Below are 13,198 nucleotides of genomic sequence, written 5' to 3'. Positions count from 1 at the left end.
CCGGTCGCTCAGTCCAACTTCGGATCCGTGTAGGCGAGTTGGACGCCATGGGTGGACTTGCGGGTCACCAGCGTGCCGCGTCCGGGCGGCTGGTGACTCGGTTTGACGGTGCCCAGGAGGAAGCCCTCGGTGGGGTCGCCGGAGAGCAGGAGGCCCTGCGCGCCCAGCTCCCGCAACCGCGTCACGAAGGGTTCGTACTGGGCCCTCGACGCCCCGCCCGAGTTGCGGGCCAGCACGATGTGCAGGCCAAGGTCGCGGGCGAACGGCAGGTAGTCCACGAGCGGGGTGAGGGGGTTGCCGCTGCTGGTGGCGACCAGGTCGTAGTCGTCGATCAGCAGATAGATGTCCGGGCCCTCGTACCAGTTGCGGGCCCGCAGCTGCTCGGCTGTCACGTCGGGGCCGGGCATCCGGGCCTCCAGGACGGCGGTCAGCTGCTTGACGACCTCGGCGACCGGGGGCCCCGAAGGGCAGTAGCCCAGCGAGTACTCCTCGGGCACCTCGCCGAGCAGCGAGCGCCGGTAGTCGACCACGAGCAGTCGGGCCTCCTCCGGCGAGGCCCACGCACAGAGCTGACGCACCAGCATGCGCAGAAACGAACTCTTGCCGGACTCGGGCTCGCCGTAGACGAGGAAGAAGGGGTCGTTGGAGAAGTCGAGGAACACGGGGGTGAGGCCGGCGTCGTCGATGCCGATGGCGATGCCGTGGCCGGGGTACCCGTGGGGGCCGGGGAGTTCGCCGAGGGGGACCAGGGTCGGGAGAGTGCGTACGGGTGGAGCGGTCGGGCCCGGCCAGTTGTCGCGGACGGCGGCGACCAGGCGGTCCCTCGCCTCGCCGGATTCCTCCTCGGCCCCGCCTCCCAGTGCCGGCAGGGCGGTCACGAAGTGCAGCCTGTCGCGTGACAGGCCGTGGCCGGGTGCTCCCAGAGGGACGTACTGCGCCTGTGGCCGGTCGATCTCGGACTCCGTCGGATCGCCGAGACGCAGCTCGATTCTGCTGACCAGGAGATCGCGCAGGGACGGGCGGATCTCCCCGTACCGTGAGGCGCTGATCAGCAGATGCACGCCGTACTCCAGGCCACGGACAGCCATGTCCGTGATCACCGGTTCGAGCGCCTCGAAGTCCGTCCGGAGGGTCGCCCAGCCGTCGACGACGAGGAAGATGTCGCCCAGGCCCTGGTCCGGCCACTCGCCGGCGGCGCGGCGGCGACGGTAGGCGTGGATCGACTCGATGCCGTGAACGCGGAAGGAGTCCTCGCGCTCGGCGAGGATCCTGGAGAAATCGGCGACCGTACGCCGGACCCGGTCCGGGTCCAGCCGGGAGAAGACGCCACCGACATGAGGCAGTCCGGCCAGGGGCGCGAGTCCGCCGCCGCCGAAGTCGAGGCAGTAGAACTGCACTTCGGCGGGCGTGTGGGTGAGGGCGAACGAGGTGATGAGCGTGGCCAGCAGGGTCGACTTGCCGGACTGCGGGCCGCCCACGACCAGGGCGTTCCCCTCGGCCCCGGAGGCGTTCAAGGAGACGACGGCACGCCGCTGCTGGAACGGCTCGTCCGCGAGCGCGAACGGAGCGCGCAGGGGCTCGGATCGCGGGGAGTGCAGGCCACGCTGCTCGTCGACGACCAGCTTCGCGGGGAGCAGTTGTTCGAGGGCGGGTGATCTGTCCAGCGGCGGCAGCCAGATCCGGCGCGCGACCGGGCGGGTGGCCGCCAGTTGGCCGACGACGACGTCCAGCAGCGAGGCGGAGCCGTAGGCGTCGTCCGAACCCGCGAGGGGGGTGGACACGTACGAGGCCTTGAAGCGGACCACCTCGTCGGGCGCGTCGGTCCTGAGGAATCCGTTGCCCGGGACGTTCGGCAGATGGAAGGCGTCGGGTGTGCCCAGCACCGAGCGGGACTCCGAGGCGCTGAAGGTGCGCAGAGCGATGCGGTACGAGAGGTAGGTGTCCAGCCGACGGCTGTCGCCCTCCTCCATCCGCTGGGTGGCCAGCAGCAGATGGACGCCCAGCGATCTGCCCAGCCGGCAGACCTGGAGAAGCAGCTCCAGGAAGTCCGGCTGGGCGCGCAGGATGTCGGTGAACTCGTCGACCACGACGACGAGTTCGGGAAGGGGATCGAGGTCGGTGCGGGTGGTGCGGGCCTTCTCGTAGTCCTGGACGTTCGCCCAGCCGCCGCTACGGAGCACTTGCTGACGCCGGTACAGCTCACCGCGGAGGGTCTCGCGCAGCCGTGCGACGAGCAGCGGCTCGTCGGAGAGTTGTGTCACGAGCCCCGACACATGAGGCAGCTCGGCCAGCCCGGCGAAGGCCGTGGTCCCCTTGAAGTCGACCAGGACGAAGGTGACTTCTTCGGGGGAGTGACGGACGGCGAGCCCCAGCACGATCGCGCGCAGCAGTTCGGACTTGCCGGACCCGGTCGCCCCCACGCACAGTCCGTGCGGCCCCATGCCGTTCTGAGCGCCCTCCTTGAGGTCGAGCATCACCAGCCGGCCACCCTCGCCGACACCGATCGGCACCCGCAGCCGGTCCCCGGCGGCCGGCCGCTCGCGCAGGGCCGTCAGATCCAGCGAGGCCGGGTCGTCGACACCCAGCAGCATCCGGTGAGAGGCGTACTGCCAGCCGTCGGCGGACTCGGTGTCGGTGCTGTCCTCGTCCCGCAGACCCTCCCACCCGGCCCGCACCAGCTCCGCCGTCCCCGTCAACGACTCCAGTGCCGCCACCGGCCCCACCCCGTCGTCGAAGCGCGGCACCGCCACCCGGAACCTCCGGCGCCGGGACAGTGCCCAGCCGACCGCGACCCCCGAAGCCAGCGCGGGGTCGAAGAAGGACTCCTCCGGGTCGTCCAGGGCGAGTTCGAGCCGGGTGCCGAGGAGCCCCCGCAGGTCCGTGGTGAAGTCGCTCCAGCGGCGGGCCGAGACCAGCAGATGGACGCCGTAGTTCAGACCGGCGTTGGCCAGCTTCTGGACCGTGTCCGCGAACTCCGGGTGTTCATAGGTGAAGTCGAGCCATCCGTCCACGACGAGGAAGACATCGCTTGCCGTCCCCTCCTCGATCCGGTCCGTCGTGCGCAGCGCGCGGAACGCCTCGACGGAGTCGATGTCGAGGTCGCGGAACAGGGTGCGCCGGGTGGAGATCACGGCCTTGACCGCCGTCAGGGCGGCCTCGACGGCGCTGTGCTCGTGCGGCGCCGCGAACGTCCGTACGTGCGGCAGCGAACGCAGCACCCCGAGCCGGTTGACCGCGCCCTCCAGCAGATGGAACTCCGCCTCGTGCGCGGTGTGGGTCAGCGCCAGCGACATGATCATGGAGCGGAGCAGAGTCGTCTTGCCGCTGCCCAGCTTGCCGACCACCGCCGCGTTCCCGTCCCGGCCGGCGAAGTCGACGCACATGGGATCGCCCCCGGTGCTGTTCTCCAGCCGCCCGACGGGCACGAGCAGCCGGGACGAGCCCTCCCACGCGTCGCAGATGAAACCCCGGTCGACGGTCTCCACCGGTGGCGGCAGCAGCGAGCCGAGCGTGAGTTCCTCGGCCATCGCGGCCCGGGCGGCGGGCCCGGCGGACGCGTCGATCCAGGGCGCGTAGGCGAGGGCGACATTCCCCTCGCACCGGCCCGACTTGGTCGGCGTCTGCTCGGGCCCCGCCTGGTTGATCACCGTGTCGTGGACGTACGTGTACAGCTCCTCCGGAGTGATCACTCCGTCCCGGTTCTGGTCGGCGAGGCCGGTGCTCAGCCCCTCGATCACGGCCGCCGTGAACCGAGGAGCCGACAGACTGTTGTCGAGGGTCAGCAACTCCCCCTCGTACGCGTACTCCAGCGCTGTCGACGCCGTGATGACGAACGTGCCGCGCCCGGCGAGCGCCGCCTCCACGTCCACGGGCGCGGGCGACATGGGGGAACCCCGGTGGAAGAGCCCGCTGTAACAGCAGTCCAGCAGCACGATCTTGGTGCGGGCCTCGCACTCGTCGAGGAGCTGGTGCAGGAAGGCGGCCGGGATGGCGGTGGTGTGCGGACGCTTCAACTGCGTGCCGAGCGTGGCGAAGAACAGCCGGTCGGCGTCGTTGCGGATGCCGTGGCAGGCGAAGTAGAGCAGGACGAGATCGTCGGGGTCGCGGTTGCTGAGGACCTCCTCGACCGCGGTCTCGATCTCTTCCTTGGGCCGGTTCGGCAGTTCGCGTACGAAGTCGAAGCGGCCGATCGCCGGGTCCCGCAGCAGGGCTTTCAGTTCGGCGGCACCCCGGGCGGGTGCCCTGAGCCGGTTGAGCCCGGGATCCTGGTAGCCGTCAGTCGCGACGAGCAGTGCGATCCGGCGTCCCGCCATCGCCAACTCCCGGATCGCTGGTGGTGTTCGGGTCGATGGCCGGGGCGGTGCCCGGGTCGTTCGTGGTGCCGGTCAGGGCGGCCGTGCCCGCTCCGATCCGTGCGGTCACCGCTTCGACCAGCGCCTGCTGGTCCTTGGCGGACAGGGCGCCGAACGACCCCTTGTGACCGTCGATCTCCCACTCGACCGACCGTGCCTTCGAGCGCTGCACGAAGGCGACGACGACATTGCTCACGGCCTTGAGCGCGGCGGCGGAGAAGGCGCCGCTGACCACCAGCACCGCGAGGTCGTGTCCCACGCCGGCCATCGACTTGGCGGGTGCGGCAACGGTCTTGCGTTCGACGCGGAGGAGGCCGAGGGTCCGCAGATCGCCGTACAGACTGCGGACCTGACGGTCGGTCTGCTCCGCGGTGGCTCCCGGACCCGAGTCGATCCGAAGCTCCAGCCGCACGTTCTCCTCGGGCACGTTCTCCCCTTCCCCCGACCGGCCGGGCCGCCGGCACGTGGGGTCGATCGTAACGTCCGTCACCCCATCCTCAGCAGCCGGTTCACCGCCCGCCCGAACACATACCGGGCCGCCGACTCCAGCAGACGGTCGAACAGCGACGGCAGCAGGCGTACGCGCAACTCCTCGCGCCAGACCACCCGTGAGCGTCCGCCCGGGCCCGGGCGGACCTCGATCTCCGCCCAGCCCAGGACGACCCGGCCGCGCTTCTCCAGGCGGACGAGGCCCGGGGTGTCCTCGGTCGGGGGGCGCCAGACGGTGACCTCCATACGGTCGTCGAAGGCGAGGGGGCCGATGCCCGAGCGGGCGACGAAAACCGTGCCCTCGTGGGTCGGCGGCGCCGTGAGCACCGTGACGCGGGTGAGGGGGACCACGGAAGCGTGGCGGGGCCACTCCGTGAGCCGGCGCCAGGCCTCGTCGAGGGGGAGCGGCACCGTGCGTTCGAGGAGGAAGTTGACCACGGCACGATCGTAGGGAACCCGGCGGGCGGTACGGCACGATCCGGGGGCCCGCGACCCCTGTTCACAGATGACTCACACAGATGGCCCAGTCGCGCATTCACGAGGTGACGTAGGACGGACACCGGCGGTCAATTCCTGTCGCGGCGGGGGACGATGAGCCGCCACGCACTAACATTTGCCGCAGGAGTGGACAATCCGGCAATCCGGCCACGCTCACGCTCACGGGGAGTTGTTCGTCATGCCGCTGAAGACCTATGGCGTACTGATCGCGCGGGCCGTCGACGCCCGTCGCGAGGGCTCCGCCAACACCCCGCACTACCAGATCGAGTTGACGGACGATCAGGGCACGCACTACCGCGCTTCCGTCAACGTGAAGTCGCAGGAACGGCCGAACGAGCTGCTCTACCTCGTCGACGACGACCTCCGGCATCCCGTCACCGCCCGCCTCGCGGGCCTGGCGAGCGGCTGGAACACCCTTCCGGCCGGGCCCGGTGGCCCGAACCTCGACTTCGTGCGCGGCAATCTCTTCGACCCGTCGAAGATGCGCGTCCTGCCGCCTGACGTGGCAGGCCCGGACAACGACCTCGCCGACCTCCTCGACCACTACGTACGACGTGCGATCGAGGATCCGGCCGCGCGCCTGTACGTCTTCGGCGAGCGCTGGGGGCCGGAGGCCGACGTCCGCGACAAGATCTTCGGCTTCCTGCCCGGCAACGGCGTCCACGACATCCACATGAACCAGGGCAACAGCCGCCGCTTCCAGGGCGACGACGGGGTCTGGCAGGACGGCGGGCTCCTCATCCGCTTCCCGGGGCAGGAGCCCGCCCAGGAGCGGTGGGTCGCCGTCTTCCTCGCCTTCCAGAGCCAGAAGTGGCACACCGACGACAGCACCGGCCACGCCCTCCCGGGTACGGCTCCCGACACCGGGACGGACACCGGCGGTGGGCGTCCCGCACCGGGAACCCAGCCCGTCCGGATCGTCGCCGCCCTCGTCAACCCGCGCGGCCCCGCCCCCGAGGCCGAGACGGTCACCCTCCTCAACGCCTCACCGGCCACCGTCGACCTCACCGGCTGGCGCCTCCTCGACCGGCTCGGCCACAGCAGCCCGCTGCCACCGGTGCCGATCGCCGCGGGCGCCGCTCTCCCCGTCCTGCTCACCGGCGGCGCCCAACTCGGCAACCACGGCGGCGAGATCACCCTGCTGGACGCGGCCGGCCTCAAGGCCCACGGCGTCTCCTACACCGCCGAGGACGCCGGACGCGAGGGCTGGACGGTGGTGTTCTGAGCGGGGGACCGGGCGGGAGCGGCGGGCGGCGCGGTTGTGCCCTCTCGACCGCTTCCGCCCCCGCACGGTGTACGGCAGCATGGGCGCGATCTCGTGACCCGTGACCTGTATCCCGTGACCTGTATCCCGGCCGGAGGGCGCCCGCGTGGACAGCCAACCGCACGACACACTCGACCAACCTGACGGAACACTCGGTCAATCCCACGACGCAGTCGACCAATCCCACGACCCAGCCGAGCAATCCCACGGCACAGCTGACCAACCGCACGACAAACTCGACGAGTTGCAGCGCGATCCCTATCCCCACTACGCCCGCGCTCGCGACGCCCAGGGCCTGACCTTCGTCGCCGAACTCGGCTCCTGGCTGGTCGCCCGGGACGCCGACGTACGTGAAGTGCTGCGCCGCGCCGAGGACTTCTCCTCGGCCGGTTCCCTCCGCCCCGACGTCATGCCTGCTCCCGCCGCCTTGGCCGTGCTGGGCGGCGGCTTCGGCGGGCGGCCCGTGGTCGTCGGCGCGGACGGGGACCGGCACCAGGAACTGCGCGCGCCGATCGTCCGGGGCCTCTCGCCCGCCCGGGTCGCCGCCGCCGTGCCGTACGCCGCCGAGCGCGCCGCCGCCCTGGTCGACGCGTTCATGAATGACCAGCTCGGCGAACACAAGGGCGGGCAAGTCGAGTTGATGTCCGCCTACGCCCGGCGGCTCCCCGGAGACGTCATCGGCCGCATCGTCGGACTCGACCCCGCCGACATCCCGGCCGTCGTGCACGGCGGCTACCGCGCCGAGGAACTCCTCTTCCGGCCCCTGCCGGAGGACGAGCAGATCGCCGTCGCCGAGGACGTGGTCGCGACCCAGCGCATCCTCGACCGGTACGCCCGCGCCCGGCACGCCGAACCCCGCGAGGATCTCTGCACGGAGATCGTCGCCTCCGTCGCGGACGAGGGAAGCGCCGAACTCACCCTTGACCAGCGTCACGAAGCCGCGTCCCACCTCCAGAACCTGCTGATCGCCGGGCACCTCACCACCACCGCCCTCATCGGCACGACGGTCCTCCATCTGCTCCGGCACCCGGACCAGTGGGAGCTGCTGTGCGCCGAGCCGGACCGGATCCCGGCCGCCGTGGAGGAGGCCGCCCGGTACGACGCCGCGGTCCAGGGATTCCGCCGTGTCACCACCCGCCCGGTCACCCTCGCGGGCACCGAACTCCCGGCCGGGGCAACGCTGTTCGTCGCCTTCGGTGCCGCCAACCGGGACGGTGTCCGGTACCCCGGCGCGGACGACTTCGACATCACCCGCACCCCGGCCCGCCACCTGGCCTTCGGTTTCGGCGCCCACGCCTGCCCCGGCTCCCAGCTCGCCCGGGAACAACTCCGCCTCACCCTGCGGGAGTTGACCAGCCGTCTGCCGGGCCTGCGACTGTCCGAGGACCACCCGGTCACCATGCGGCCGACGATGATCCACCGATCTCCGGAGAGCCTGCACCTGACCTGGTGACAGAACCGGTCGTGGACCCGGTGACAAACCGGGTGACCGGTGCACGGGTCTTGTTCTGACATCCGGATCTTCCCTAGGGTCCCTCAAGGGGGGTGGAAGCGCTTTCTGGTGAAAGAGGTGACCCACTCATGCCCGGAAACAGGACAACGGCGTCCTGGTGGCCTCGGAAGCAGTGTCGAATGAGGCGTCGAAAGGCGGCCCTGGCCGCCGGTCTCGCCCTCGGTGCCGTCCTCACCGCCTGCTCCGGTCCGGACGGTTCGACGAGCGCGGGCGGCAAGGTCGTCCTGCGCTACACCTGGTGGGGCAACCCGGACCGGGCGGCCAGGACCCAGGAGGCGGTCGACCTCTTCGAGGAGAAGCATCCGGACGTCGACGTACAGACCTCGTTCGCCGGATACGACGCCTACAAGCAGAAGTTGGCGACCCAGGCGGCCGGCGGCGACGCCCCCGACGTCATGCAGCTCGACTACCGGATGATCGACCAGTACGCCTCGGGAGGCGTCCTTCTCGACCTCGGTGAGCAGCAAGCCACCCTGAAGACAGGGGAGTTCGACCCCGGGCTGCTCGCCACCGGCAAGCTGAACGGCAAGCAGTACGCCGTCCCGCAGGGGCGTGGCACCGAGACCGTCGTCTACGACCCCACCCGGTGGAAGGAAGCGGGCCTCGAACCGCCCGCCGACGCCTCGGACGGCGGCTGGACCTGGGACCAGTGGGCCGACGCGATGCGGGTGTTGAAGGAGAGGACCGGCACACCCGGCGGCACCGACCCCGGGCAGAGCGAGGACGCCTTCGAGGTCTGGCTGCGCGGCCAGGGCAAGTCCCTGTACACGGAGACCCATGAACTCGGCTTCACCGTCGACGACTTGACTCGCTGGTGGACCTTCACCGACGGACTGCGCCGCGAGGGCGCCGTCTCGCCCGCCGAGCAGACCACCCAGCTCGACGGCACGGTCGAGAACACCCCGCTCGGCCGCGGCAAGGCCTTCTCCGACATGAACTGGGACGCCCCGGCCAGCGGTTACCTCGCCCTGATCCCCGACGGCATCGCCCTCGCTCCCATGCCCTCGGGCGCCGACGGCACCCCCGGCCAGTACTTCAAGCCCTCCATGTTCATGGGCATCGCCGCCGACACCGGCAGCCCCGAACAGGCCGCCCAGCTCATCGACTTCATGCTCAACGACCGCGAGGCCGCCGAGATCCTCGGCGCGACCCGGGGCATCCCCGTCAACGAGTCCATCCGCGAGGAACTCGCCCCGGAACTCAAGGACTTCGACAAGACGATCTACGCCTACCAGGCCACCCTCGAAGGGCAGCTCAACACCCCGCCCCAGGCGCCCCCTTCGGGCGACAGTGCCCTCCAGACCACCTTCCAGCGCGACTACGACCAGGTGTCGTACGAGCGCATGTCGCCCCGCGAGGCGGCCCAGGACTACGTCACCGAGGCGAAGGCGGAGCTGCGGTCATGACCACCACCCAGATACCGACCCCCGCCCGCACCGCACAGACCCCTCCCGTGAAGCGGCCCAAGCGCCAACGCGAGGGCGCCGCCTGGGTGTTCCTGTCCCCCTGGGTGCTGGGCGCCTGCGTGCTCACCCTGCTCCCCATGGCGGTCTCGCTCTATCTCTCCTTCACCGACTACGACCTGTTCAACTCGCCCAACTGGGTGGGTCTGCGCAACTACACGCAGATGTTCACCGAGGACCCGCGCTACTGGCGGTCGGTCGTCGCGACCCTCAGCTACGTCGTCATCGCGGTCCCGCTCCAGCTCGGACTCGCCCTCGTCGTCGCCCTCGCCCTGAAGAACATGAAACACGGCCGGGCCTTCTACCGCTCCGCCTTCTACGCCCCCTCCCTCCTCGGCGCCTCGATGTCCGTCGCCCTCGTCTGGCGGGCGCTGTTCAACGAGGGCGGCACCGTCGACAACCTCTTCGGCACCGGCGGCTGGATCTTCAAGCCGGGCTGGGCGCTCGTCACCGTGGCCCTGCTGACGGTGTGGCAGTTCGGCGCCCCGATGGTCATCTTCCTCGCCGGACTCCAGCAGATCCCGGGGGAGTTGTACGAGGCCGCCGAGGTGGACGGCGCGAGCCGCTGGCGCCAGTTCCTGTCCATCACCGTGCCGATGCTGTCTCCGGTGATCTTCTTCAACCTGGTCCTCCAGACGATCCAGGCCTTCCAGGTCTTCACCCCCGCCTTCGCGGTCAGCGGCGGCAAGGGCGGACCCGCCGACTCGACCCTCTTCTACACGCTCTACCTCTACGACCGGGGCTTCGTCGCCTCCCACATGGGCTACGCGTCCGCGATGGCCTGGGTGCTGCTGATCGTCATCGGCGCCGTCACCGCCGTACTGTTCCGGACCTCGCGCTCCTGGGTCTTCTACGCCTCCGACACCGAAGGGGGCGTCCGATGACGGCCACCGTGTCCCCGACTCCCGGTGTGCGCAAGCCCGTTGCGTGGCGCCGGATCGCTCTCCACCTCTGCTGTCTGGCCGCGCTCCTCGTCATGCTCTACCCGCTGGCCTGGTTGCTCGCGACCTCCCTCAAGCCCGCGAACGAGGTCATCGCCAGCCTCGACCTCCTGCCCAGCCACCTGGAATGGTCCAACTACAAGACCGCCCTTGACGGCGTGAACGACGTCTCGGTCTGGCGCCTGCTGACCAACTCCCTGCTGATCGCGGGCGGCGCGGTACTCGGCAACGTACTCAGCTGCTCCCTGGCGGCCTACGCCTTCGCCCGGCTCCGGTTCCGCTTCCGGGGGCCGCTGTTCGCGTTCATGATCGCGACGATCATGCTGCCGCACCACGCGGTGCTGATCCCGCAGTACATCATCTTCAACCAGCTCGGCATGGTGAACACCTACTGGCCGCTGATCCTGCCCAAGTTCCTTGCCACGGAGGCGTTCTTCGTCTTCCTGATCGTGCAGTTCATGCGCGGACTGCCGAGGGAACTGGAGGAGGCGGCGCGCATCGACGGCTGCGGCCCGTTCCGCTCCTTCTTCCTCGTCATCCTCCCTCTCACCCGCCCGGCGCTGATCACCACCGCGATCTTCACCTTCATCTGGACCTGGAACGACTTCTTCACCCAGCTGATCTATCTCTTCTCGCCGGACAAGTTCACCCTCACGCTCGCCCTCAGGTCGTTCGTGGACGCGTCCAGCACTTCCGCGTTCGGCCCGATGTTCGCCATGTCGGTGATCGCCCTGTTGCCGATCGTCCTGTTCTTCCTCGCCTTCCAGCGGTTCCTGGTGGAGGGCATGGCCAACTCCGGGATCAAGGGGTGAAGCGATGAGCGGAACACGCGGTACGACCCGTGAGCCGGGCGAGATCTTCGGCCCGCGCATGACCCTCTTCGCGGACGTCCTCAGCGTCGGCCTCGCCACGGCGGTCGCGAGCCTGCCCCTGCTCACCGCCCCCGCCGCGCTTTCCACGGCCTGCGAGATCCTGCGCGGCACCCGCGAGGACCGCCCCGCCACCGCCGGACGCTACTTCCGCCTCCTGCGGCAGCGGCTGCGCGCAGGCGACCTGATCGCCGGGCTCGCCGCCGTGGCGGGCGTCCTGCTGGTGCTGGCCGACCTGGCGCTCGCGCGCACCGGCCTGCCCGGCGGACCGGCCTTCGCGGTCGTCGCCGCCGTGATCGGCGCGTACGCCGCCGTGACCGGCCTGCGCGCCTGCGGACGCCCCGAGTCGCTCACCGACTGGCCGGCCGCCGTCCGCGCCGCCGCCCGGGACACCGCCCGCGACCCGGGCGGCAGCGCCCTCGTCCTGCTCGCCCTGGCGACGGCCGCCCTGTGCGCCTGGACGCTGCTCCCGCTCGCGTTCCTGGCGCCGGGACCCCTGGCGATGGCGCTCACGGCGATCGACGTACGCACCTCCGCCGGATAGTCCGACCGGCCTGACGCCACCGATCGCGGGCCTCGCGACTCACCGCACGATGCTCGGCGTCGAGGCCCGCGGATCCGGTCAGGCCAGCAGATGTGCGCCCAGTTCTTCGCCCGGGAGGGCGCCCGGAAGGACGTACGCCACCGCCGAACCCCGATGCTCGGTGAAGCGGCTCAGTTCGTCCGTCGCCGCCATCCGGCGCTGGACGCGTGCGAACAATGCCGGGTCCCGCATGAAGGCGAGGAACAGCAGGCCCCGGTCGTCCGGTCCGGCGTCATAGCTGTAGCTCCGGCGCAGCATCCGGGCGCCCGCGTCCAGCTGTGGACCGGCCGCCCGTACGTGCGAGCGCGGCGGGATCACGTCGTCCTGCCCGTGCCCCGGCGGCGCCCCGCTCGCACGCTCCCGGCCGACGACCTCCTGCCGCCGCCGCGTACCGAGCCGCGCGAGCCCGCCCACGTCGACATGGATCCGCCGTACGACGAGGAAGGTGGCGTCGTTCGACCACACCCAGCGCTCGCACTCCTCGGGAGTCGGGTTCTCCGTGCCGTGCTCGAAGCCGAGTTGGTCGCGCGGTGTCTGCCCGGCCGGGGTCGGCGGCAGGAACCCGGTCTGCCGCCAGCGCGGGCGCAGGGTGTCGCCCGCCAGCCGGGTGAGCGCGCTCGCGGCGGCCCGGGTGACGCGCGGGTCGTCGGCGCAGAGCTGGACGACCAAGTCCCCGCTGCTGTACGCGGGGTCGAGCCGGTCGTCGGGGAACGGCGGCAGCTCGCGCAGGCCAGGCGGCGCGGCGACACAGAGGAGTTGGGGGAGCCGGGGACCGATTCCCACGGTCGCGGTGAAGCGGGACTTCCCGGCTGCTCCTTCAAGTTCCGTTGCCCGTACGGGACTTGGTGGCCGGAGTTCGCCGTCCAGGGTTTCCGTCAGTGCCCGTGTCCAGCGGCCGAGCACCTCCCGCAGGGCGCGTACGCCGCCCGCTCCCCGTACCGCAGGGGCGAGGTCGTACGCCGTGACGAGTGCGGCGGACTGCTGCGGGGTCGTCACGCCGGCCTGGCGTGGGCCCCGGAAGCGGAACGCGGGCGGACCGGCGGCGGCAGGGGGACGGGAGCGTGACTCGCCGGTGCAGCCTGAGGTGGCCGCGGCGAGGGTGGCGAGGGCTGCGGCGTGGGTCAGAACGTCCCGGCGGGCGGGGGTCGACGTGCCGTCGGGCGTGGGGGAAGCGGTATGTGCTGTCATGAGAGTGAAAGGGATGATACATCCATGATCACGCCAAA

Annotated in this window: 10 protein-coding genes; 6 read left to right on the top strand and 4 right to left on the bottom strand. The window is 70.8% G+C overall.

Translation table 11 applies throughout. The features are described from left to right. Positions 1–8: 8 nt before the first annotated feature. The 3 genes from eccCb to OG787_RS08670 are packed head-to-tail and all read right to left on the bottom strand — an operon-like array spanning position 9 to position 5,279. Positions 9–4,313: a type VII secretion protein EccCb gene (gene eccCb, locus OG787_RS08680; RefSeq protein WP_405534797.1), complete on the bottom strand. Its 4,305-nt coding sequence runs from the start codon at positions 4,311–4,313 to the stop codon at positions 9–11. After that, positions 4,276–4,779: a hypothetical protein gene (locus tag OG787_RS08675; RefSeq protein WP_369030429.1), complete on the bottom strand. Its 504-nt coding sequence runs from the start codon at positions 4,777–4,779 to the stop codon at positions 4,276–4,278. Before OG787_RS08675 ends, eccCb begins: the two co-directional genes overlap by 38 nt. A 59-nt stretch (positions 4,780–4,838) precedes the next feature. Next, positions 4,839–5,279: an SRPBCC family protein gene (locus OG787_RS08670; RefSeq protein ID WP_405534796.1), complete on the bottom strand. Its 441-nt coding sequence runs from the start codon at positions 5,277–5,279 to the stop codon at positions 4,839–4,841. Between the two features lie 238 nt (positions 5,280–5,517). Between OG787_RS08670 and OG787_RS08665 the strand changes: the two genes are divergently transcribed. The 6 genes from OG787_RS08665 to OG787_RS08640 all read left to right on the top strand — a co-directional run bounded on the left by OG787_RS08665 (position 5,518) and on the right by OG787_RS08640 (position 11,933). Then, the gene (locus OG787_RS08665) at positions 5,518–6,564 is read left to right on the top strand and encodes a DUF2278 family protein (RefSeq protein WP_405534795.1); all 1,047 of its coding nucleotides are present in this window, start codon (positions 5,518–5,520) and stop codon (positions 6,562–6,564) included. A 283-nt stretch (positions 6,565–6,847) separates the two neighbouring features. After that, positions 6,848–8,056 (top strand): cytochrome P450, encoded by a 1,209-nt coding sequence (locus tag OG787_RS08660; RefSeq protein ID WP_405534794.1) that lies wholly within the window; start codon positions 6,848–6,850, stop codon positions 8,054–8,056. A gap of 128 nt (positions 8,057–8,184) precedes the next feature. Beyond that, positions 8,185–9,522 carry an ABC transporter substrate-binding protein gene (locus OG787_RS08655; protein WP_405534793.1) on the top strand — a complete coding sequence of 446 codons (1,338 nt, stop codon included), beginning with the start codon at positions 8,185–8,187 and terminating at the stop codon, positions 9,520–9,522. Further along, a complete protein-coding gene (locus OG787_RS08650; RefSeq protein WP_369030423.1) occupies positions 9,519–10,463 on the top strand; it encodes a carbohydrate ABC transporter permease in 945 nt (314 codons plus the stop codon). Before OG787_RS08655 ends, OG787_RS08650 begins: the two co-directional genes overlap by 4 nt. Further along, positions 10,460–11,332: a carbohydrate ABC transporter permease gene (locus tag OG787_RS08645; protein ID WP_369030422.1), complete on the top strand. Its 873-nt coding sequence runs from the start codon at positions 10,460–10,462 to the stop codon at positions 11,330–11,332. Before OG787_RS08650 ends, OG787_RS08645 begins: the two co-directional genes overlap by 4 nt. 4 nt (positions 11,333–11,336) lie before the next feature. Further along, the gene (locus OG787_RS08640; RefSeq protein WP_405534792.1) at positions 11,337–11,933 is read left to right on the top strand and encodes a hypothetical protein; all 597 of its coding nucleotides are present in this window, start codon (positions 11,337–11,339) and stop codon (positions 11,931–11,933) included. Between the two features lie 78 nt (positions 11,934–12,011). On the opposite strand, the gene OG787_RS08635 is transcribed toward OG787_RS08640, so the two are convergent. Beyond that, positions 12,012–13,160, bottom strand: a complete 1,149-nt coding sequence (locus OG787_RS08635) for a Dyp-type peroxidase (protein WP_405534791.1) — start codon at positions 13,158–13,160, stop codon at positions 12,012–12,014. Positions 13,161–13,198 lie beyond the last annotated feature (38 nt).

It is taken from the genome of Streptomyces sp. NBC_00075 (genome assembly GCF_045041225.1).
In the GTDB taxonomy this organism is placed as follows: domain Bacteria; phylum Actinomycetota; class Actinomycetes; order Streptomycetales; family Streptomycetaceae; genus Streptomyces; species Streptomyces adonidis.
This window is presented reverse-complemented; position numbering and strand designations above follow the sequence as displayed.